The sequence below is a fragment of the Rhizobium sp. FG113 genome (assembly GCF_057809895.1).
This window is the reverse complement of record NZ_JBMDKV010000037.1, coordinates 1-21,767: the sequence shown is the minus strand read 5'-3', so window position 1 is coordinate 21,767 and position 21,767 is coordinate 1. Positions and strand designations below refer to the sequence as shown.

General features: G+C 62.5%; 21 protein-coding genes. 11 read left to right on the top strand and 10 right to left on the bottom strand.

Features of this window, described 5'->3' with window-relative positions:
- The first annotated feature begins 47 nt into the window (after positions 1 to 47).
- Both ACODTZ_RS35030 and thpR read left to right on the top strand, forming a co-directional pair.
- Positions 48 to 692, top strand: a complete 645-nt coding sequence (locus ACODTZ_RS35030) for an arylesterase (RefSeq protein ID WP_489031805.1) — start codon at positions 48 to 50, stop codon at positions 690 to 692.
- Between the two features lie 68 nt (positions 693 to 760).
- Positions 761 to 1,354 (top strand): RNA 2',3'-cyclic phosphodiesterase, encoded by a 594-nt coding sequence (thpR, locus tag ACODTZ_RS35025; protein ID WP_018902269.1) that lies wholly within the window; start codon positions 761 to 763, stop codon positions 1,352 to 1,354.
- On the opposite strand, the gene ACODTZ_RS35020 is transcribed toward thpR, so the two are convergent.
- Entirely contained in the window at positions 1,261 to 1,761 is a 501-nt protein-coding gene (locus ACODTZ_RS35020; protein ID WP_489031802.1) for a low molecular weight protein-tyrosine-phosphatase, read from the bottom strand. The genes thpR and ACODTZ_RS35020 overlap by 94 nt on opposite strands.
- 33 nt (positions 1,762 to 1,794) lie before the next feature.
- Between ACODTZ_RS35020 and ACODTZ_RS35015 the strand changes: the two genes are divergently transcribed.
- Together ACODTZ_RS35015 and ACODTZ_RS35010 are read left to right on the top strand one after the other, a co-directional pair.
- On the top strand, positions 1,795 to 2,100 hold the full coding sequence (locus ACODTZ_RS35015; RefSeq protein ID WP_489031800.1) for a 4a-hydroxytetrahydrobiopterin dehydratase: 306 nt from the start codon (positions 1,795 to 1,797) through the stop codon (positions 2,098 to 2,100).
- Positions 2,101 to 2,174: 74 nt separating this feature from the next.
- Positions 2,175 to 2,579 carry a YkvA family protein gene (locus ACODTZ_RS35010; protein WP_489031798.1) on the top strand — a complete coding sequence of 135 codons (405 nt, stop codon included), beginning with the start codon at positions 2,175 to 2,177 and terminating at the stop codon, positions 2,577 to 2,579.
- Between the two features lie 46 nt (positions 2,580 to 2,625).
- Here the strand turns inward: ACODTZ_RS35010 and ACODTZ_RS35005 are convergent, their stop codons facing one another.
- On the bottom strand, positions 2,626 to 4,569 hold the full coding sequence (locus ACODTZ_RS35005; protein WP_489031796.1) for a GTP-binding protein: 1,944 nt from the start codon (positions 4,567 to 4,569) through the stop codon (positions 2,626 to 2,628).
- A gap of 138 nt (positions 4,570 to 4,707) precedes the next feature.
- Complete coding sequence (locus ACODTZ_RS35000; protein ID WP_489031794.1) at positions 4,708 to 5,268, bottom strand: sigma-70 family RNA polymerase sigma factor; 561 nt, start codon at positions 5,266 to 5,268, stop codon at positions 4,708 to 4,710.
- A 332-nt stretch (positions 5,269 to 5,600) separates the two neighbouring features.
- Between ACODTZ_RS35000 and ACODTZ_RS34995 the strand changes: the two genes are divergently transcribed.
- The 5 genes from ACODTZ_RS34995 (at position 5,601) to ACODTZ_RS34975 (ending at position 10,596) form a co-directional block, all read left to right on the top strand.
- Positions 5,601 to 6,155, top strand: a complete 555-nt coding sequence (locus tag ACODTZ_RS34995; RefSeq protein WP_018902274.1) for an invasion associated locus B family protein — start codon at positions 5,601 to 5,603, stop codon at positions 6,153 to 6,155.
- Between the two features lie 227 nt (positions 6,156 to 6,382).
- Positions 6,383 to 7,618 carry a dual-specificity RNA methyltransferase RlmN gene (gene rlmN, locus ACODTZ_RS34990; RefSeq protein WP_018902275.1) on the top strand — a complete coding sequence of 412 codons (1,236 nt, stop codon included), beginning with the start codon at positions 6,383 to 6,385 and terminating at the stop codon, positions 7,616 to 7,618.
- A gap of 108 nt (positions 7,619 to 7,726) precedes the next feature.
- Positions 7,727 to 8,683 carry an ABC transporter substrate-binding protein gene (locus ACODTZ_RS34985; RefSeq protein WP_111562622.1) on the top strand — a complete coding sequence of 319 codons (957 nt, stop codon included), beginning with the start codon at positions 7,727 to 7,729 and terminating at the stop codon, positions 8,681 to 8,683.
- Between the two features lie 240 nt (positions 8,684 to 8,923).
- Positions 8,924 to 9,805 (top strand): ABC transporter permease, encoded by an 882-nt coding sequence (locus ACODTZ_RS34980; protein ID WP_037181912.1) that lies wholly within the window; start codon positions 8,924 to 8,926, stop codon positions 9,803 to 9,805.
- Positions 9,802 to 10,596, top strand: a complete 795-nt coding sequence (locus tag ACODTZ_RS34975; RefSeq protein WP_018902278.1) for an ABC transporter ATP-binding protein — start codon at positions 9,802 to 9,804, stop codon at positions 10,594 to 10,596. The genes ACODTZ_RS34980 and ACODTZ_RS34975 overlap by 4 nt, the downstream gene beginning before the upstream one ends.
- A gap of 57 nt (positions 10,597 to 10,653) precedes the next feature.
- On the opposite strand, the gene ACODTZ_RS34970 is transcribed toward ACODTZ_RS34975, so the two are convergent.
- Together ACODTZ_RS34970 and ACODTZ_RS34965 are read right to left on the bottom strand one after the other, a co-directional pair.
- Entirely contained in the window at positions 10,654 to 11,295 is a 642-nt protein-coding gene (locus ACODTZ_RS34970; protein ID WP_489031790.1) for a LysE family translocator, read from the bottom strand.
- A 98-nt stretch (positions 11,296 to 11,393) separates the two neighbouring features.
- Positions 11,394 to 12,245 carry an SDR family NAD(P)-dependent oxidoreductase gene (locus tag ACODTZ_RS34965; protein ID WP_489031788.1) on the bottom strand — a complete coding sequence of 284 codons (852 nt, stop codon included), beginning with the start codon at positions 12,243 to 12,245 and terminating at the stop codon, positions 11,394 to 11,396.
- A 205-nt stretch (positions 12,246 to 12,450) separates the two neighbouring features.
- Here ACODTZ_RS34965 and ACODTZ_RS34960 point away from each other — a divergent pair, with 205 nt between their 5' ends.
- Complete coding sequence (locus ACODTZ_RS34960; RefSeq protein WP_112982804.1) at positions 12,451 to 13,674, top strand: argininosuccinate synthase; 1,224 nt, start codon at positions 12,451 to 12,453, stop codon at positions 13,672 to 13,674.
- A 123-nt stretch (positions 13,675 to 13,797) separates the two neighbouring features.
- On the opposite strand, the gene ACODTZ_RS34955 is transcribed toward ACODTZ_RS34960, so the two are convergent.
- The 5 genes from ACODTZ_RS34955 to tesB all read right to left on the bottom strand — a co-directional run bounded on the left by ACODTZ_RS34955 (position 13,798) and on the right by tesB (position 20,419).
- On the bottom strand, positions 13,798 to 14,472 hold the full coding sequence (locus ACODTZ_RS34955; RefSeq protein ID WP_112982805.1) for an outer membrane lipoprotein carrier protein LolA: 675 nt from the start codon (positions 14,470 to 14,472) through the stop codon (positions 13,798 to 13,800).
- A gap of 168 nt (positions 14,473 to 14,640) precedes the next feature.
- Entirely contained in the window at positions 14,641 to 17,325 is a 2,685-nt protein-coding gene (locus tag ACODTZ_RS34950; protein ID WP_489031786.1) for an FtsK/SpoIIIE family DNA translocase, read from the bottom strand.
- Between the two features lie 253 nt (positions 17,326 to 17,578).
- Positions 17,579 to 18,943, bottom strand: a complete 1,365-nt coding sequence (locus ACODTZ_RS34945; protein ID WP_047508890.1) for an ammonium transporter — start codon at positions 18,941 to 18,943, stop codon at positions 17,579 to 17,581.
- 29 nt (positions 18,944 to 18,972) lie between these two features.
- Positions 18,973 to 19,323, bottom strand: a complete 351-nt coding sequence (locus ACODTZ_RS34940) for a P-II family nitrogen regulator (RefSeq protein WP_489031783.1) — start codon at positions 19,321 to 19,323, stop codon at positions 18,973 to 18,975.
- 211 nt (positions 19,324 to 19,534) lie between these two features.
- A complete protein-coding gene (gene tesB / locus ACODTZ_RS34935) occupies positions 19,535 to 20,419 on the bottom strand; it encodes an acyl-CoA thioesterase II (RefSeq protein ID WP_113009373.1) in 885 nt (294 codons plus the stop codon).
- An 85-nt stretch (positions 20,420 to 20,504) separates the two neighbouring features.
- Here tesB and ACODTZ_RS34930 point away from each other — a divergent pair, with 85 nt between their 5' ends.
- Entirely contained in the window at positions 20,505 to 21,719 is a 1,215-nt protein-coding gene (locus ACODTZ_RS34930) for a ubiquinone biosynthesis hydroxylase (RefSeq protein ID WP_112982808.1), read from the top strand.
- Positions 21,720 to 21,767: the final 48 nt, after the last annotated feature.

The window sequence follows — 21,767 nt, the reverse complement described above, 5'->3', positions numbered from 1 at the left end:
CCCTACCTATATGAAAGCCCAGCTGCCGCCAATTTAGGGACAATGGAATGAGATTTAAAGTTGCGGGTCTTCACATCGCTGTCATCGTCTTTTCGGTGATGCTTTCGGTTTCAGCGCAGGCGCGCACGATCAATCTCGTCGGCTTCGGCGACAGCCTGATGGCAGGGTATCAATTGCCGCCCGGCGACGGCTTTCCTGAGAAACTGCAGGCGGCGCTGAAGGCGAAGGGGCTCGATGTTACGGTGGCGAACGCAGGCGTTTCCGGCGACACCACGACAGGCGGGCTTTCGCGCATCGACTGGTCGGTGCCGGATGGCACCGATGGGGTCATTCTGGAGCTCGGCGCCAACGACGCGCTGCGGGGGATAGCGCCCGAACAAAGTGAGAAGAACCTCGACCAAATGATTACCCGGCTCAAGGAACGCGGCATCGCGGTCTTCCTCGCCGGCATGATGGCGCCGCCGAACATGGGCGGCGACTACGCGGCGCGGTTCAATCCGATCTACGAGAAACTCGCCAAAAAACATGGCCTTACGCTCTATCCGTTCTTCCTCGATGGCGTCGTTCTCGATGCGTCGCTGAAGCTGGAAGACGGCATGCACCCCAATTCCAAAGGCGTGGATACCATGGTTCAAAAGATGGAACCTGCAATCACACAATTCATTGGAACGTTGCCGACTGTGAAGAATTAGGGACTTGCGCACGTGGTCAATGCGTGATTCCGTGTGAGCACCTGCAAAAGATTCGGGGAGTGCTCGTTATGCCGAGACTGTTTACCGCCCTCGAAATTCCGCGCAATGCGGCGATGAGCCTGTCATTGTTGCGCGGTGGTCTCCCTGGCGCCCGATGGATCGATGTGGAAAATTACCACATCACCCTGCGCTTCATCGGTGATGTCGATAATCGCACCGCTGACGAGATCGTCGACCGGCTCGACCGCATCGACAGGCCGGAATTCCAGATCAAGCTCGACGGTATCGGCGCTTTCGGTTCCAAGAAGCCGCATTCGGTCTGGGCCGGTGTCACGCAAAATCCCGAAATGTATGCCCTGCAGGCCGAAATCGAGCGGATCTGCCAGCGGATCGGCCTTTCTCCTGATCCGCGCAAGTTCACACCGCATGTAACGCTGGCACGGCTGAAATCCTCGCGCGTCGACGATGTCGTGCACTATCTCGCCGGACGCGGCAATTTCCAGACCGCATCCTTCACCGTGCCGCGCTTCGTGCTTCTGTCGTCGCGCGATTCGGTCGGCGGTGGGCCTTATCTGACGGAAGAGGTGTTCCCGCTGCGCGAGGCACTGTCTGCGCCGAGCGTCGACAACAGCTTCCTGCAGCCGGCCAAGAGCCTGGCATAAACGGCCTCGAAGCCATCGACGCCGCCATAATAGGGATCGGGGATATCCTCTCCGCTCCCGAGCGCCAGATCGCCGAACAGATGGATGTTCTGAGCCTCGGGATCGAGCGCCTTCAAGGCCGCGACATTGTTGCGGTCCATGGCGATGATCAGATCGAAATCGGCAAAATCATCTCTGCGGATGCGCCGCGCGCGCTGAGCTGATATGTCTATGCCGTGATGGCGGGCGGTCGCGATCGACCGTCTGTCGGGCTCATCGCCCTCGTGCCAGCTACCAGTGCCGGCGGAATCGACAAGAAAGCGGTGGGAGAGGCCGGCTTCGGAGGCGAGGTGGCTGAAGACGCCTTCGGCCAATGGCGAACGGCAGATATTGCCCATGCAAACAAACAGGATACTGGTGCGTTTCATAAGAGACCCATGGTGAACGCAAAGGACAATCGCATGAAACGGGACAAACTGGAACGCCAAGCGATTAGCGATGAACTGGCGAAACTCGACGGCTGGTCGCTTGGCGACGGCGGCAAGTCGATCACCAAGAGCTACAAGTTCAAGAACTTCGTCGAGGCCTTCGGCTTCATGACGGAATCGGCCCTTGCAGCTGAAAAGCTCGATCATCATCCGGAATGGTTCAACGTCTACTCCAAGGTGGATGTGACGCTCAGCACACATTCGGCCGACGGGCTGACGGAGCTCGATTTCAAGCTGGCCGGCCTGATGGAGAAGGCGGCGGCGCGGCGGATCGATTGAATCGCGGCTGAAGACCCCCCATATTCTGGCCTGACCTCAAAAGGGCCAAGTGGAACATAAAGGGCCAACTGGACATGGACGACGTCAAATACGGTGAAATCCTGCTGCCGGGCGATGAAGAAACGCAGGAGCGGCGGGAGAAGAGCGTTCGGCAGAAATTCTGGCCGACCTTCCGCAAGGCGGCGCGCAAGATCCCCTTCTCGCGCGATGTCGTGGCCGCCTATTACTGCGCGCTCGACCGTGAGACACCGCTCAAGGTGCGCGGCACGCTGCTCGCCGCACTCGGCTATTTCGTGCTGCCCGTCGACATGATCCCCGACGTGCTTGTCGGCATCGGTTTCACCGACGACATCGCGGTGCTATCGGCCGCCTTCGCCATGGTCAACCGCCACATCCGCCCCAACCACTACGAAGCCGCCGACAAGGCGCTGCAAGACGTGCCCGATCGCGTGCGGCCCGAGGATATGAAGACGGTTTAGGCCGACTGTTCGCCGGCCGGTCACGCTGACCTTTTACGCTGACCCTTCACACTTGGCGCGCGCCTTTCAACTGCGCCAGATATTCGCTGCGGGAAAATGGGTTCGGGCCCGAGCGACGGCGCGTCGGTGCCGCGCCCCTGACCGGCCGATAGCCTGAAAACTCCGTTTCCATCGTCCCGAGACCGCTTGTCAGCGACGGCAAAGCGCGTTGGACGTCGTGGACGTTGATGGCGGCGATCGTGCCGGCCAGCATCATCATCTCTCCGCTGGCGACCGGCGGTTCGAGCGCGGTGTCGAGGCGCATCAGCAGGCTTTGCACACGCGGCAGCGCGTCGGCGGGCATGTCGATCGTGATACGGTCGATCGGCTCGCAGACTTCGGTTCCGGCGATCCGCAACGCCTGCGCCAGCACCAGAGGCGTCAGGTTGCGATGGTCCGACGGGGTGCTTGTCGTCCATTTTCGGAGCCTTGTGATCTCGGTGATTGAAACCGAGGCGTTGATCACCTGCCAGCCATGAACGCCCTGGCCGAACGCGGCTTCGAGGGTTTCGTCGATCGCCTTGAAGGCGAATGGAGGCGCCGCACCCGGCTCGACCTCGAAGATCAGCCGATGCCGGCCTTCGCTTTCGCTCGCTTCGACACGAAGCCCGATCGTTGCCAGAAACGGATCGGGCGCGTGCTCGATGGCGTTTCCGACGCCGAGGATGCGCTCGACATAGATCGGGGAGGTGTCGAGGAAGCGTACGGAAAGGCCGTAGTCCGCCTTCAGCGTGTGCTCGACCACTTCCTTCTGGACCTCGCCATAGAGCGATATCGAAAGACCGTCCTCGCCGTCGCCCTGCCGCAGATTGATCAGCGGGTCCTGTTCCGAGAGCTGGGACAGGGCCTTCCACAGCGCAGGAGCATCGGCCTTGTCATCCGGCACAATCGCCGCTTCCAGCATGGGCGGTGCGAACTGCCTTTGCGGGGCCGCGGCGCGGTCTCCAATCCAATCCCCGACCTTGATGTCCGAGAGACCTCTCACTCTGGCGATATCGCCCGCCTGGGCGACGTCGCTGCGTCTCACGCGCCCTTCGGCAAAGATCTCGATATCGGTGACGCGGTTCTCCTTGTGGGCGATCGGGATCCGGTCGCGAACGCGCAGGGCGCCTGAGACCACACGAAGCAGCGCGAGCTTCTCTCCCGCCGCATTTCGCTCGACCTTGAAGACGGTTGCCGAGACCGGGCCATCCATCGGCGGTATCGGCGCTGGAAGAAGATCGGTGATGCCGTCAATCAGCTCCTCTATCCCGGCGCCTGTTATGGCCGAGCCAAAGTACACCGGGAAGATCAGGCCATCGGCGGTTTGCCGCGCCAGCCGTTCCCGTAGCGTTCCGGCCTCCACGACGCGATCCTCCGCGAAGGCGGCAAGCAGGTCGTCGTCGCGCTCGGCGAGCGCCTGCAGAACGCTGGCGCGGAAGTCGCGGTCATGCCAAACGCCGGGGTCGAAGCTTGCGAGCGGCGTTCCTGCTGCGCTGGCGGTTCCCATCGGCACGAGGTCCTTCGTCAGGCGGTCGCGGAGATTGGCAAGTGCTGCCCCGCCATCGGCGCCGCGCCGATCGACCTTGTTGACGAAGATGACGGTCGGCACCTTCAGCCGGGCAAGGGCACGCATCAGGACGCGGGTCTGCGCCTGCACGCCCTCGACGGCGGAGACGACGAGCACCGCGCCGTCAAGCACGCCGAGCACGCGCTCGACTTCGGCAATGAAGTCGGGATGGCCCGGGGTGTCCAGAAGGTTGATCCGCGTGCCTCGCGCGCTGAACGACGCCACGGCCGAGCGGATGGTGATGCCGCGGTCGCGCTCCAGCTGCAAGGTGTCGGTCTGGGTGTCGCCGGTATCGACGCCGCCAAGCGTCTTGATGACACCGGCGTGAAACAACAGGCGTTCGGTGAGACTAGTCTTTCCGGCGTCTACATGCGCCAGGATTCCAAGATTGAGTGTTCGCATCGCACAACATGTTCATGGCTACGGGAGTGGCTCCATTGGCTTCGAACATGTGACGGCGCATGTGATTACCTCCATCTGTGGATGAAGGCATCTGATACTACTCTTCCCTTCGTTGCAAGAGCGCGATGGCGGTTCGGCTCACGCATTTTCCGCTTCCAGCATCTTCTTCAGCTTGCCGAAGGCCAGCCGGATGCGGGATTTGACGGTGCCGAGCGGCAGGCCGGTCGATTCGGCGATTTCGGAGTGGGATTGGCCGAGGAAGAAGGCGGCGCGGAGCATTTCGCGCTGCTCTTCGGGCAATTGGCTCACCGCTTCACGAACTTGTGCATCGCGATCGCCATTGGCGACCAGCTCGTCGGCGCCGATCTCGGCGGTCGGCTGGAGGGCAGGATCGTCCTCGTCGAGGATGCGGGCGCGGGCGCGGCGCTGCAGGTCGATGCGGCGGTTGCGGGCGATGCGGAAGAGCCAGGTGGAGAGCGACGAGCGGCTCGAATCGTAGAGATCGGCCTTGTGCCAGAGCACGATCATGACCTCCTGGACGAGCTCTTCGGCCTCGCTTGCGGTCATTTTCTGTCTGAGAAGCCAGGATTTCAGGCGTGGGGCGAAATAGTCGAACAGGATGGCGAACGCCTGCTGGTCGCGGCGTTCCGCCACAGCCCCAGCTAGGGCAGCGAAGCGCTGTTTGTCCTCGGCGTCCATTCCGTTCGAAAGCCCCCTGGCTCGATGAAATCCTTGACGGATTTCCAGTCCTTATTCACGTACATCGGTTTTTCGAAACGTCAAACTCTTGCCGTTATCTTTATGTCTTAAATTCCTTAAGAGCGATGGTTTCAGATCATTTCCGGACTACATCATCCCGAGCGTTAATCCGGCGCTCAACATTGACACCCGGGTGGAAATGGCACAGGCACGGACTTCTCGCGGCCTGCGTTGACGCTTTGGTAACCTGAATTAAGTCAAAATAAAGCAGATCGTGATTATGCGCCGCCCGCTCGCTCGGGCTCGAATCGCAAGAACCGGCAGGAATATCCATGTTTGTAAAAAGTACCGTACTCGCCCTTTCCCTCGTTCTCGCCGGCGCCGGCATCGCATCCGCACAGTCCAAGAAGCCCGCAGCCGCCGCGCAGCAGCCAGCCGCCGCCGCTTCCACCGCGCCGACCCGCATCCAGCAGTTCCAGGCCTGGGGCGCCTATTCCTACAAGCAGGGCAACAGCACCGTCTGCTACGTCCTCTCGGTGCCGACCGAAAAGAAGCCCGCCGGCATCGACCACGGCGAAAACTTCTTCATCGTCTCGCAGCGCCCGGGCCAGAACATCTCCTACGAGCCGCAGGCGATGATGGGCTACACCGTCAAGGACGCCTCGAAGATCAACGTCGTCATCGACAACAAGACCTTCGTGATGTTCACCAAGGACAAGGCCGGCTGGGTCGAGAACGCCGCGCAGGAGCCGGCGCTGGTCGCCGCCATGAAGGGCGGCCACTCGATGACCGTCAACGCCACCTCGCGCAAGGGCACGGCGACCTCCTACAGCTATTCGCTGGCCGGCATCTCGGCTTCGCTGAAGCAGATTGAAAGCTGCAAGTAAGCGCCGGCGACACGCGCCTGATTTTCGAAGGCCGGCCTTGCGCCGGCCTTCGTCGTTTCCATCTATAGTGACGGATGGCAAAAATGATGCTAAAGGCGCGCACAACAGCGGATGGATCGCGGCTCGGCCGCCAAGTTCCGCATTCACTTTCTGCCTTCATGCCCGCTCCGCCCGCCAGTCATTCGGACTATCGGGAGGATCGCATGTTGAATTCGGGATTAGATTAAATGTCCGTCATGGATGCGATGACCGTTCTCAAGCCCGCAGGCAACCAGCCGGCGCGCGGCGAAGCATTGCCGAAGCCGTCACTCATCGGCCTCACCCGCGAGGAGATGGGCGCCGCGCTGCGCGAAAAGGGCGTGCCGGAAAAGCAGATCAAGATGCGCGTGGCGCAGCTTTGGAACTGGATCTATGTGCGCGGGGTCTCCGACTTCGATCACATGGCCAATATCTCCAAGGACATGCGCGAGACGCTGAAGACGCACTTCACCATCGCAAGACCCGAGATCGTCGAGGAGCAGGTCTCCAACGACGGCACCCGCAAGTGGCTGCTGCGCTTTCCGGCGCGCGGTGCCGGTCGCCCGGTCGAGATCGAGGCGGTCTATATCCCCGAAGAAGGCCGCGGCACGCTCTGCATCTCCAGCCAGGTCGGCTGCACGCTCACCTGTTCCTTCTGTCACACCGGCACGCAGCGCCTGGTGCGCAACCTGACGGCGGAGGAGATCCTGTCGCAGCTCTTGCTCGCCCGCGACCGGCTGGGTGATTTCCCGGATCGCGAAGCGCCGCAGGGCACGATCATGCCGGCCGAGGGCCGCAAGGTCAGCAACATCGTGATGATGGGCATGGGCGAGCCGCTCTACAATTTCGACAGCGTCAAGCAGGCGCTCCTGATCGCCACCGACGGCGATGGCTTATCGCTCTCCAAGCGCCGGGTGACGCTCTCGACCTCGGGCGTCGTGCCGGAAATCTTCCGCACCGGTGACGAGATCGGCGTCATGCTGGCGATCTCGCTGCATGCCGTGCGCGACGACCTGCGCGACATTCTGGTGCCGATCAACAAGAAGTATCCGCTGAAGGAGCTGATCGACGCCTGCCGCAAGTATCCAGGGCTTTCCAACGCCCGTCGCATCACCTTCGAGTACGTGATGCTGAAGGACGTCAACGACAGCCTTGAGGACGCCAAGGGGCTGATCCAGTTGCTCAAGGGCGTGCCGGCGAAGATCAACCTCATTCCGTTCAACCCCTGGCCGGGCACCAACTACCAGTGCTCCGACTGGGCGCAGATCGAGAAGTTCGCCGATTTCATCAACTCGGCCGGCTATGCCTCGCCGATCCGCACGCCGCGCGGCCGCGACATTCTCGCCGCCTGCGGCCAGCTGAAGTCGGAATCGGAACGCATGCGCAAGACCGAGCGCCTGGCCTTCGAGGCGATGATGATCGCCAACCACGGCTCGGACGACTGACGCTTGCGCGAGTGATCAGCAAGTTTGATCCTCTCAGCATCTTCTAATGATTGATTTTAAGGGCCGCTTTTCCTACAAGCGGCCCAAAATCATAATTGGAGGATACCCATGCGTTCTGTTCTGCTCGCTGCCGTGGCCGCGACCCTTGCCCTTTCCCTTCCCGCAAAAGCCGAAGACGTGACCGTTGCGGTCACCGCGATCGTCGAACATCCGGCGCTCGACGCTGCCCGCAAGGGTGTTCTCGATGTGCTGACGGCTGCCGGCTACAAGGAAGGTGAGAACCTGAAGTTCGTGTTCCAGTCGGCGCAGGGCAACCCCGCGACCGCAGCCCAGATCGCCCGCCAGTTCGCCGGTGACGGCCCCAATGTGATCGTTCCGATCTCGACCCCTTCGGCGCAGGCCGTGGTCTCTTCGACCCGCGACATCCCCGTCGTCTTCACCGCCGTGTCCGATCCGCTCGGCGCGCAGCTGGTCAAGAACATGGACAAGCCCGGCGGCAACGTCACCGGCCTTTCCGACATGTCGCCGGTTGCCGAGCATGTGGCGCTGATCAAGGAAATCCTGCCGAACGCCAAGACCATCGGCTATCTCTACAATTCCGGTGAAGCGAACTCGGTATCGCTGCTCGCGGTTCTCAAGGTCGAGGCTGAAAAGGCCGGTCTCAAGGTCGTCGAATCCGCCGCCACCAAGTCCGCCGAAGTGCAGGGTGCCGCCCGCGCGCTCGTCGGCCGTGCCGATGCGATCTATATCCCGACCGACAACACGATCATCTCGGCGCTAGAGGGTGCCGTGGCCGTTGCCGAAGAGGCCAAGCTGCCGCTCTTCACCGCCGACACGGATTCCGTTTCGCGCGGCTCGGTCGCCGCTCTCGGCTTCAACTACTACGACGTCGGCAAGCAGACCGGCGAAATCGTCGTTCGCATCCTGAAGGGTGAGAACCCCGGCGATATCCCGGTCAAGGTCGCCGCCGGCAGCGATCTCGTCATTAACAAGGGCGCCGCCGCCAAGATGGGCGTGACGCTGCCTGAAAGCGTGCTGAAGCGCGCGACGAAGACGATCGACTGATACAGTCACCATCAAGACCTGAATGATCAGCCGCTCCCGTTTGCACGGGGGCGGCTGATCGCATAGAGATGAAGACCCCTCCCAACCCTCCCCACAAGGGGGAGGGCTAACCCAGCCGCACCGCCGAGCCCCGATTGAGGCAGGCGGGTGCCACGGGTCTTCTCCCCCCGTGTGGGGGAGATGGCCGGCAGGCCAGAGAGGGTCTTGTCCACGGAAACAGCACAAGAAAGGGCAAAAGCCTTGAGTCAGATCGCATTCTGGGGAGCCGTGGAGCTGGGGTTGGTCTATGCCTTCGTCGCGCTCGGCGTTTACCTCGCATTCCGTGTGCTCGATTTTCCGGATCTGACCGTCGACGGCTCGTTTCCGCTTGGCGCCGCCGTGACCGCGGTGCTGATCATTGCAGGCGTAAATGCCTGGCTGGCGGCGCTGATCGCCATGGCGGCGGGGGCTGCGGCCGGCATGGTCACCGCCATGCTCAACGTGCGCTTCAAGATCCTCAATCTCCTGGCATCCATCCTGACGATGATCGCGCTGTTTTCCGTGAACCTGCGCGTCATGGGCAAGCCGAACGTGGCGCTGATCAATGCCGATACGATGATCAGCCCGTTCTTCGGCCATGGCCTGCGTGATTTCTATGTGCGCCCGCTCTTCGTCGGCGTGCTTGTCGTCATCGCCGTCATCGTCGTCTGGCGCTATCTCGAGAGCGATTCCGGCCTCGCGATGCGCGCGACCGGCGCGAATGCCCGCATGGCCCGTGCCCAGGGTGTGGATACCAACCGCCAGATCTATCTCGGCATGGCGATCTCCAATGCGCTGGTGGCGCTCGGCGGCGCGCTTTTCGCGCAGACCAACGGTTTTGCTGATGTAACCTCGGGCGTCGGCACCATCGTCGTCGGCCTTGCCGCCGTCATCATCGGCGAGACGCTGCTCGGGAAACGCGGCCTGCTGATCGCGCTCATCGGCTGCGTCATCGGCTCGATCCTCTACCGCATCGCCATCCAGCTGGCGCTTTCCAGCGACGTGATCGGCCTGCAGGCCTCCGACCTCAATTTTGTCACCGCCGTCCTCGTCACGGTGGCGCTCGTCCTTCCCCGCCTGCGTCGCGGAGGTGCCTCGTCATGATTTCGCTCAAGGATATCAAGGTCGTCTTCGGCAAGGGGACGCCGCTGCAGAAGCAGGCGCTCAACGGCGTCAACCTGACGATCGAGGAAGGCTCGTTCGTGACCGTCATCGGCTCCAACGGCGCCGGCAAGTCGACGCTGCTTGGCGTACTCGCCGGCGATGTGCTCGCCAGCGAAGGACAAGTGATGATCGGCCACACCGACGTGACCCGCAAGCCGACGGCCGCGCGCGCCGGCCTCGTCGCCCGCGTGTTCCAGGATCCGCTGACGGGAAGCTGCGGCGCGCTGTCGATCGAGGAGAACCTGGCGCTGGCCGCACGTCGCGGCGAGCGGCGGGGCTTGACCTCGGCGCTCGGGCCACGCCGGCGCGAGCATTTCCGCGAGCGCATCGCCGAGCTCAATCTCGGGCTTGAGACCCGGATGAAGGACCGCATGGATCTTCTCTCCGGTGGCCAGAGGCAGGCGATCTCGCTTGTCATGGCGACGCTTGCCGGCTCCGAGGTGCTGCTGCTCGACGAGCATACGGCGGCACTCGATCCAGGGATGGCCGAGTTCGTGATGGGGCTGACGGACCGCGTGGTTTCGGAGCGCAAGCTGACGACGCTGATGGTGACGCACTCCATGCGCCAGGCGCTGGACTACGGCCACCGCACCATCATGCTGCATGGCGGCGAGATCATGCTCGACGTCTCCGGCGACAACCGCAAGGATCTGCAGGTCGAGGACCTGATCGACATGTTCCGCAAGATGCGCGGCCAGACGCTCGACGACGACGCGCTGCTGATCGGCTGATAGCGAAGTTGACATTCACCCCGGGACCGACAAGCGCTCCCGGGGTTTTTATTGATGTCAGCGCGCCTGGGTGAGCAGGATCTTCGCCGCGAAGACGGAGAAAACGCCGGCGAAGGTATAGTCCATCCCGCGCAGAACCTTCCTGTTGTTCTGCAGCCAGCTCGCCAATCCGTCGGAAGCGAGCACCACAAGCGCGTTCACCGGCATGCCGATGACGATGAAGAAGAAGCCGAGGAAGAGCAGCTTCTGCGTGACCGCTGGATCGCCTGCGGTGACGAACTGCGGCAGGAAGGTCATGAAGAAGATGATGACCTTGGGGTTCAAAAGATTGACCCAGAAGCCGCTGGCGATATTCGAGAGCGGCGTACCCTTTATCTCCTCGACCTTCTCGACCGAGAGCTTGGAGCCGAAGCGGATCGCCTGCACCGCCAGCCAGAGCAGATAGGCGGCGCCACCGGTCTTCAGGATGAGGAAGGCGGTGGGCGAGGCGGTGATCAGCGCCGAGATGCCGAAGGCAACAAGCATGGTGTGGACGACGATGCCGAGGCTGGTGCCGAGCACGACATAAAGCGCCGGCTTCTTGCCCTGCGACAGCGCCCGGCTGATCGACAGCGTCATGTCGGGGCCAGGGGTCGCGGCAAGCAGCAGGCTCGCGGCGGAAAAGGTCAAAAGCGTCGGCAGGCTCGGCAGAAAATCCATGGCACACTCGTAAAGCCGGTTATGAAAGCAATGCCTCATATCCGGCTTTCAAGGAATGCACCAATCAAACCTTCTAATAGGCCCGATCGCTTCAGTTCTTACTTGCCTTCTAAAAACGCCTTGAAGCGATCGGCGTAATCGGGATGCCAGCGCGACAGCGGCGGGCGGTTCTCGATGATGTCGCCGACGGCCCAGGCCATGCGGCGCTCGTCGACCGGGCGGGCGACGTCGTTGTCGGGGCAGAGGATGTAGAAATCGCCCTTCTCAAGGCTCTCGATCATGAAGTCGACTGTCTGCTCGGCGGTCCAGGCAGCCGCCGGCTTTTCACCGCCAAACCCCTTGGAAAGGCCGGTGAAGACGAAGCCTGGGATCAGCAGGTGGGCGGAAAGCTTACCGCCCTCGGTGTTGCGCAGCTCATGCTCCAGCGCCTCGGTGAAGACCTTCACGCCCGCTTTGGAGACATTGTAGGCCGGGTTGCCGGGAGGCGTGGTGATGCCCTGCTTGGAGCCGGTGTTGATGATCAGGCCCGGTTCGCCATGGGCGAGCATATTGGGGCCGAAGGCGCGGGTGCCGTTGACCACGCCCATCAGGTTGACGCCCAGGATTACGTCCCAGCCGCTGTCGTCGCTGAAGATCGAGGTTTCCGGCCCGATGCCGGCATTGTTCATCAGCACGTGCACCTTGCCGAAGCGTTTCGTGACCTGCCGCTCCAGCGCCTGCAGCGCTGCCTTGTCGGAGACGTCGGTCTCGACGGCCAAGACATGGTCGTCGCTCGAAACGGTCGCGACCGCCTTTGCCGCTGCCGCCAGTCTATCGGCGCCGAGATCGGCGATGACGACGTTCATGCCCTTGCTTGCAAAGTGCTTGGCGGCCGCCAGGCCAATGCCCGAGGCGCCACCGGTGATGACGGCGACGTTGGAGGGCTTGATGATATTGGTGAGATCGGTCACGGCTTGGGCCTTTCGCCAGGGATTGTTCGCTCGCAGCCAGATATGGTAATCTCGAAGGGCAAGTCAAACCGCAGAAAAGCCTAACCGGCGGGCGCTTCCGCGACGTCCTTGCCCTTGCGTCCGGCGTCAATCTCGCTAAAAGTGCCCGGCGATACCGGGTCTTGCGGCTGGCCGCGACCCTCCTGGCACAACGGATCTCATCATCATGGCATCGCACAAAGACGTAAAGAAAGTCGTCCTCGCCTATTCCGGCGGTCTCGACACCTCGATCATCCTGAAGTGGCTGCAGACCGAGCTTAACGCCGAAGTCGTCACCTTCACGGCCGACCTCGGACAGGGCGAAGAGCTCGAGCCGGCGCGCAAGAAGGCCGAGATGCTTGGCATCAAGGAGATCTACATCGAGGATGTGCGCGAAGAATTCGTGCGCGATTTCGTCTTCCCGATGTTCCGCGCCAATGCCGTCTATGAAGGCGTCTACCTGCTCGGCACCTCGATCGCCCGTCCGCTGATCTCCAAGCACCTGATCGACATCGCCAAGAAGACCGGCGCCGACGCCATTGCTCACGGCGCCACCGGCAAGGGCAACGACCAGGTTCGCTTCGAGCTTTCGGCCTATGCGCTGAACCCCGACATCAAGATCATCGCTCCCTGGCGCGACTGGTCGTTCAAGTCGCGTACCGACCTGCTCGCGTTTGCCGAAGCCCACCAGATCCCGGTTGCCAAGGACAAGAAGGGCGAAGCGCCGTTCTCCGTCGACGCAAACCTGCTGCACTCCTCTTCCGAGGGCAAGGTTCTGGAAGATCCGGCTGTCGAGGCGCCCGAATACGTGCACATGCGCACGATCTCGCCGGAAGCGGCACCCGACAAGGCCACGATCATCAAGGTTGGCTTCGAGAAGGGCGATGCCGTCTCGATCAACGGCGTGCGCATGAGCCCGGCAACGCTGCTCGCAGCGCTCAACACCTACGGCCGCGACAACGGCATCGGCCGTCTCGACCTCGTCGAGAACCGCTATGTCGGCATGAAGTCGCGCGGCGTCTACGAGACCCCCGGCGGCACGATCCTGCTTTCGGCCCACCGTGCGATCGAGAGCATCACGCTCGACCGTGGTGCGGCGCACCTCAAGGACGAGATCATGCCGCGCTACGCCGAGCTGATCTATTACGGCTTCTGGTTCTCGCCGGAGCGCGAAATGCTGCAGGCGCTGATCGACAAGAGCCAGGAGCATGTCGAGGGCGAAGTGACACTCAAGCTCTACAAGGGCAACGTCATGGTCATCGGCCGCGAGAGCGACAAGTCGCTCTACTCCGACACGCTCGTCACCTTCGAGGACGACCAGGGCGCCTACGACCAGAAGGACGCCGCCGGCTTCATCAAGCTCAACGCGCTGCGCCTGCGCACGCTCGGCAAGCGCAATCTGTCGAAGTAAGCGACGTTTGCTGATCTTGTTTCAAAGGCCCGCCTCGTGCGGGCCTTTTTCTATGCGGGCGTTTGTTGCGCAAGCGCCAAGCCCATCGGTGCGGCAGCGAAGCCACCACACCGTCGTCTGACATCAATCGCGATAGGCAGCCGTTCCCGGGATGACCTCGTAAGGCACCTTGAACACCTTGTCGTCGAACTGCACGCCGGTCTTCACGTTGAAGACCATGACCGAGGTGTCCTTGCCCTGGTTGTCGGTGATCGTCCACTGGCGCAGATCATAGGTCTTCGGGTCGAACATCATGGTGATGGTCGAGTTACCGAAGACAGTGTTGTTGCCGAGCGCGATGGTTGTCAGGTCGGACTCTTCCTTGACGCTCTTCACCGAGCCGGCCGACAGGTCGATCTTCTGCGCAAGAAGCAGGCTGAGCGGCGTCTTCGACAGCGGGTAGAGGTCCCAGGTCTTCAGCTTCATGTTGCCGATCGCCACGTTCTTGCCATCGGCGATCACGCGGATCGGCGACGGGTCGTCGTAGTTGAAGCGCAGCTTGCCCGGGCGCTGGATGAAGAACTTGCCGCCGGTCTGCTCGCCCTTGGGGCCGAACTGCACGAACTCGCCCTGCATCGTGCCGACCGAGGAGAAGTGGTCGGCGATCGCCTGCGCGGTGCCACTTGTGGACGCAGCCGCGGCCGCCTGGGCGAAGACGTTGAGCGGCAGCGCCGTGGACGCAGCCGCGACAGCAAGCGCGCCCAGCATGTGGCGCCGTGTCAGCGTGAAGCGGTCCAGGAATGTGTCGGAGTGGTTCATGAAAGTCTCCTTTATGCAGTCTGCATGCTGCCGAAACGCGGCGTCTTCATGGCGTCCTAGCACGACCGGCCAAAGGTAACGTTTTCGCGCCGATCAGGTTTCCGTGAAGGATCACTACATGCGAGATAAATCGGAACCTGCGCGCCGGAATCAAGGGCGCGCACGCCCTTACCGGTCGAGAATATCGCCTTCGGTGGGAACCAGGATCTCGCGCTTGCCGGCGTGGTTGGCCGGGCCGATGATGCCTTCCTGCTCCATCCGCTCGATGAGCGAGGCGGCGCGGTTGTAGCCGATGCCGAGACGGCGCTGGACGTAGGAGGTCGAGGCCTTTCCGTCGCGAAGGACGATGGCGACGGCCTGGTCGTAGGGATCGTCGGAATCCGCGAGATTGCCGGTGCCGGAAGGTCCGCCGCCGTAATCGCCGTCCTCGTCGTCATCGGCGGTGATGGCATCGAGATATTGGGGCGCGCCCTGCGTCTTCAGATAGGCGACGATGTCTTCCACCTCGCCATCGGCCACGAACGGGCCGTGGACGCGCTGGATGCGGCCGCCGCCGGCCATGTAGAGCATGTCGCCCATGCCGAGAAGCTGTTCGGCGCCCTGCTCGCCCAGAATGGTGCGGCTGTCGATCTTCGACGTCACCTGGAAGGAGATGCGGGTCGGGAAGTTGGCCTTGATCGTGCCGGTAATGACGTCGACCGACGGGCGCTGCGTCGCCATGATCACATGGATACCTGCGGCGCGCGCCATCTGCGCCAGGCGCTGCACGGCGCCTTCGATATCCTTGCCGGCCACCATCATCAGGTCGGCCATTTCGTCGATGATGACGACGATATAGGGCAGCGGCTTCAGGTCGAACTCTTCCGTCTCGTACATCGCTTCGCCGGTCTCCCGGTCGAAGCCCGTCTGCACGGTGCGCGAGATCGCCTCGCCCTTGGCCAGCGCCTGCTCGACGCGGGAATTGAAGCCGTCGATGTTGCGCACACCGATCTTCGACATCTTCTTGTAGCGCTCTTCCATCTCGCGCACGGTCCATTTGAGCGCCACGACGGCCTTCTTCGGATCGGTAACGACGGGCGAGAGCAGATGCGGGATGCCATCATAGACGGAGAGTTCGAGCATCTTCGGGTCGATCATGATCAGTCGGCACTGCTCCGGCGTCATCCGGTAAAGCAGCGACAGGATCATGGTGTTGATGGCGACCGATTTACCCGAGCCGGTGGTGCCGGCGACGAGCAGATGCGGCATCTTGGCGAGATCGGCGATGACGGCTTCGCCGCCGATGGTCTTTCCGAGCGCCATGGCAAGCTTGGCCTTGGAAGTCTCGAAATCTCTGGAGGCGATCATCTCGCGCAGATAGACGGTCTCGCGGATATTGTTCGGCAGTTCGATGCCGATGGCGTTGCGGCCCGGCACGACGGCGACACGGGCGGCGATCGCGCTCATCGAGCGGGCGATATCGTCGGCAAGGCCGATGACGCGCGACGACTTGATGCCGGGGGCCGGCTCCAGTTCGTAAAGCGTGACGACGGGGCCGGGGCGAACATGGATGATCTCGCCCTTGACGCCGAAATCCTCGAGCACGCCTTCAAGCATGCGGGCATTCTGTTCGAGCGCATCGGCAGACAGCGTCGAATCGCGCACGACGGCCTTGGGCTCCGCGAGCAGATGCATCGACGGCAGCTGGAAGCCTTCGGGGCGAATGAAGGAGCCCTGCTGCTCGCGTTCGATGCGGGCGCCGAGCTTGGGGCGAGCGGCAGCCTGCTGCACGCGCGGCTCGGCGCGACCGCCGGCCTGCTTGGCGGGCGCACGCATCATCCAGCCATTGTCGTCCTCGTCATCGGGCAGGATATCGGCCGGGCGCGGCGGCATGTCGCCGTCATAGCCCATATCGTCGTCATCATCGTCGTTAAGCGAGATCGACGGCGCCGAGACCACGCGGCGCGGCGAACCGGCCCGCGGAGCGATCGACGGATCCATCGAGGGATCCATGCGCTCGCCGCGTTGGGGCGCCTTGGCGCGCACCGGCTCGTTGAGCTTGCCGAACTCGTCATCGTTGAAATCGTAAGGCGCGTCGTAATCATCGAGCTTGCGCTTGCGCGGGCCCATGCCGAGCATGCGGCGCATGCGGGCCTGGCTCATGTACCAGGCATGCGTCAGCGCGCCGAAGGCAAGCCAGCCGCCCTCGTCGTCTTCCTCGTCCTCATCGCCCACCGAGCGCAGCTTGGAGCGGCTGGCGGCGTAGTTCTCTTCTTCCTCTTCGGCCTCTTCCTCTTCCGTGCGGCCGACGATGCCAGCGGCAAAGAGCATCATCCACACGCAGGGGACGGCGAAGATGCAGCCGACGGCGGTGGCGAAGGTGCCGGTTGGATAGGCGCCGACGAACAGCGCCGGGAAGCGCAGGATCATGTCGCCGATGACGCCGCCGATACCGTTGGGGATCGGCCAGGTGAGCGGCGGCGGAAAGCAGCCGAGAACGGCCGACGAAAGCACGGAGCCGAGGCCCCAGGCGGCGGCGCGCGCCGGAATGCGGGTGAAGCGGCGGCCGGAAATCAGCGCCAGCGCCCAGGCGACGACGGGCAGCAGCGCAACCACGCTGGCAAGGCCGAAAAACTGCATCAGGATATCGGCGAAGGCGGCACCGCTATAGCCGAGCACATTGGTGGGCTCGTTGCCGGTGGCGTAGGAATAGCTCGGATCGGCGACGTTCCAGGTTGCCAATGCCGCGACGGCCAGTGCCAGCGCAATGAAGATGGCAAACCCCAAAAGGGTCTGCGCCTGCCGGAAAATGAACCCCGAGAGGGAGAAACGGTCCGGCCGGCCATCCATTGCTGGCGATGTGCTTCTTGCCATGTGTTGTACCCGTCCAATGCCTGATGCGTGCGAATCGCCAATGCGCTTCGCGCTCAATGCGTCCGCTCCACCTAACCAAAGGACGGTTAAAGCGATGTTAACCATGCGGGGTCTGGCTCATGCCCCGGAAAATAAAAACTGAAAATAAAAAGGCCCGAACCTTTGAAAGGTCCGGGCCAAAAGCGGCTCAAGTGTTGATTAAGCCGCAACGGGCTGTTGAGCGGCGCTCATATTTGAGCGCCGCAAGCCTTGATTAGGAGTGGTAAGCGGCTTCGCCGTGCGTTGCGAGGTCGAGGCCTTCGCGCTCGGCTTCGACAGGAACGCGCAGGCCGACGATGACGTCGACGATCTTGTAGAGGATCACCGAGCCGATGCCGCACCATACGATGGTGATGGCGATCGCGGTGATCTGCGTCATGACCTGGCCGCCCATGGTAACGCCTTCGGCATAGCCGACACCACCGAGCGATGCGCTGGCGAAGATGCCGGTGAAGATCGCGCCGAACATGCCACCGATGCCGTGAACGCCGAAGACGTCAGCAGTATCGTCGTAGCCGAACTTGTTCTTCACAACGGAGACGAAGAAGTAGCACAGCGGCGAAACGATCAGACCCATGATGATCGCGCCCATCGGGCCGACGATGCCGGCAGCCGGCGTGATGGCGACCAGACCGGCAACCATACCGGAAGCGCCACCGAGCATGGAGGCCTTGCCGCGGGTGAGCGTTTCAACGACAGCCCACGAAACGACGGCTGCAGCCGTGGCAACGAAGGTGTTGACGGTAGCAAGCATCGCGCCGCCCGAAGCTTCGAGGTTGGAGCCGGCGTTGAAGCCGAACCAGCCGAACCAGAGCATCGAGGCACCAACCATGGTCAGCGTCATCGAGTGCGGAGCCATCATGTCCTTGCCGAAGCCGGTGCGCTTGCCGACCATGATCGCGCCGATCAGACCGGCAACGCCGGCGTTGATGTGAACGACGGTACCGCCTGCGAAGTCGAGCGCGCCCATCTTGAAGAGCAGGCCGTTTGCGTCCCAGACCATGTGAGCGATCGGGAAGTAGACGAAGGTGGCCCACAGTGCGCAGAAGAGCACCACGGCCGAGAACTTGATGCGCTCGGCAAACGCGCCGACGATCAGGGCAGGCGTGATGGCCGAGAAGGTCATCTGGAACATCGCGAAGATGAACTCAGGAATGACGACGCCCTGCGAGAAGGTCGCAGCAGTCGAATCCTTGGTGACACCGGCGAGGAACATCTTCGCCGTTCCGCCCCAATAGGCGCTCTCGGAGCCGCCGAAGGCGAAGGAGTAGCCGTAGATGACCCAGATGAGCATCATGACGGCAGCAACCATCGTGCACTGCATCAGAACCGACAGCATGTTCTTGGCGCGAACGAGACCGCCGTAGAACAGCGCCAGGCCCGGCAGGATCATGAACAGCACGAGAAGCGTGGAGATGAACATGAAGGCGGTGTCGCCCTTGTCCGGAACCGGAGCGGCAGCAGCAGCCGGAGCGGCCGTCGTGGCGGCATCCTGCGCGAAGGCGACGACCGGCGCGAGAAGCGCTGCGGACGCAGTGGCAAGGCGCGCCAGAGTGGGAGAAAACTTCGAAATTGACATAGAGAAAAGCTCCTTGGCTCTACCGTTACTTACAGCGCTTCTGCGTCGGTTTCGCCGGTACGGATGCGCACGGCATGGTCGATCGAGTAAACGAAGATCTTGCCGTCGCCGATCTGGCCGGTCTTGGCCGACGAGGCGATGGCTTCGACAGCCTTGTCGACGACTTCGCTTGCGACGGCGATCTCGATCTTGAGCTTCGGCAGGAAGCTGACCGCGTATTCGGTGCCGCGATAGATTTCGGTATGTCCCTTCTGGCGCCCGTAACCCTTCACTTCGGTCACGGTCAGGCCCTGAATGCCGATCGCGGTGAGGGCTTCGCGCACCTCATCCAGCTTGAACGGCTTGATAATGGCCATCACAATTTTCATCTGGTTTCCCATCCTTCGTTACCCTCGGCACGGAGCCGACTCTCCTTGCCACTGCCGTTTGCGACCAGCGACCGACCTCTTACATTCAAGGGCCGTGCCAGATTCGAAACGATTTGTTAAGGTATTGAAAAATAAGGAGGATATTTATGAGCGCCAATAAACAGGCAAATGATTGCCTAATAATCGCTCAAAAAATACACAAACCGACAAATTTGCACCCAAATTAGTCATTTGCCCTTTTACGAATCAAGCCCTCCTGCGCCACCGACGCAATCAGGACACCATCTCGCGTATAGAGGCTACCGCGCGTCAAACCTCGCGCGCCGGATGCGGATGGGCTGTCCTGTGTATAAAGGAGCCAGTCGTCGAGCTTGACCGGGCGATGGAACCACATGGAGTGGTCGAGGCTGGCGACCTGGATCGTCTGGTCGAAGATCGAGGTGCCGTGCGGGTAGAGCGACGTGTCGAGCAGCGTCATGTCGGAGATATAGGCGAGCACCGCCGCCTGGGCGTGCCGGTCATCGGGAACCGGACCATTGGCGCGCACCCAGACATGCTGCAGCGGATCGAGCTTCTTGTCGGAGAAATAGTGGGTGAGCGAGACCGGCCGGATTTCGATCGGCCGCTCGCGACCCCAATATTTGCGGATCGCCTCCGGCGCATGCGCGAGATAGCGCTTGGCGATCTCGTTCTCGTCGATCAGCGTCTCGGGCATCGGCACATCGGGCATGGCGACCTGGTGCTCGAAACCGGGCTCTTCGATCTGGAACGAGGCCGACAGCGCGAAGATCGCCTTGCCGTGCTGGATGGCGACGACGCGGCGGGTGTTGAAGCTCGAGCCGTCGCGGATACGCTCGACCTGGTAGATGATCGGCACCGAGGGGTCGCCCGGCCGCATGAAATAGGCATGCAGCGAATGCACCAGCCGCTCAATGTCGACGGTGCGCTGCGCCGCCATCAGCGCCTGCGCGATCACCTGCCCGCCGAACACACGCTGCCATCCCACCTGCGGGCTGGTGCCGCGGAAGATATCAACCTCTATCGGCTCCAGATCGAGTGTCGCGAGCAGGGTTTCCATCGCGGTCGGTTTTTCGGTGAGGCGCGTCATTTTGTATGGCTCCGGCAGGTAGGAAGTGTGGCGATGATGATCTATATAGATCAATAGGATATTCTAAAAGAACGGGACGGGCGTTATGCGTGACATGCTTGTGGTTGGCGGGGGTTATGTCGGTCTCTCCATGGCTGTCGCGGTCAAGCAGGCGGCGCCGCATCTCGATGTCGCGGTGGTCGAGGCAGCCCCCGCGGACGTCTGGCGCAAGGACCCCCGCGCATCCGCCATCATCGCCGCCGCCACCAAGATGCTCGACGTTTTCGGCATCTGGAACGAGATCGAGCCGACCGCGCAGCCGATCACCAAGATGATCGTCACCGATTCCAAGACCTCCGATCCCGTCCGCCCAGTCTTCCTGACCTTCGATGGCGAAGTCGAGGACGGCAAGCCCTTCGCCCACATGATCCCGAATGTCGCGATGGTGGGCGCGCTGCGCGGCGCCTGTGAACGGCTCGGCATCGAGATAACCCATGGCCTCGGTGCCACCGGCCTGAAGACGCTGGACACCCACGCCGAGATCACGCTCTCCGACGGCAGCACGATCGAGACCAAGCTGGTGGTCGCCTGCGACGGCGTGCGCTCGCACCTGCGCGATCTCGCGGGCATCAAGACGGTCCATTGGGAATACGGCCAGTCCGGCATCGTCACCACCGTCGAGCACGAGCGCCCGCACAATGGCTGCGCCGAGGAGCACTTCCTGCCATCAGGCCCCTTCGCCATCCTGCCCTTGAAGGACAACCGCTCCTCGCTGGTCTGGACGGAAACGACAGCGGATGCCAACCGACTGGTGCGCTCCGACGATCTGATTTTCGAGGAAGAACTGGAGCGCCGCTTCGGCCACAAGCTCGGCGCGCTGAAGGTGGTGGGCGACAAGCGCGCCTTCCCGCTCGGCCTGACGCTGGCGCGCGCCTTCGTCGCGCCGCGCCTGGCGCTCGCTGGCGACGCCGCTCATGGCATCCACCCGATCTCCGGCCAGGGCCTCAATCTCGGCTTCAAGGATGTGGCGGCGCTCGCCGAAACCATCGTCGAAGCCGATCGTCTCGGCCTCGATATCGGCTCGATCAACATTCTGGAGCGCTACCAGGCCTGGCGCCGTTTCGACACTTTCCGCATGGGCGTGACCACCGATGTGCTGAACCGCCTGTTTTCCAACGACCTCGCGCCGATCCGCATCGCCCGCGACTTCGGCCTCGGCCTCGTCGACCGCCTGCCGGGCCTCAAATCCTACTTCATCGGCCAGGCCGCCGGCACGACGGCAGCGGGCAACCCGCGCTTGCTGGCGGGCGAGGCGATTTAGAGCCTTTCCTGGTTAGCTTGAAGCATTCTGCCGGAGCAGGTTTTCGTC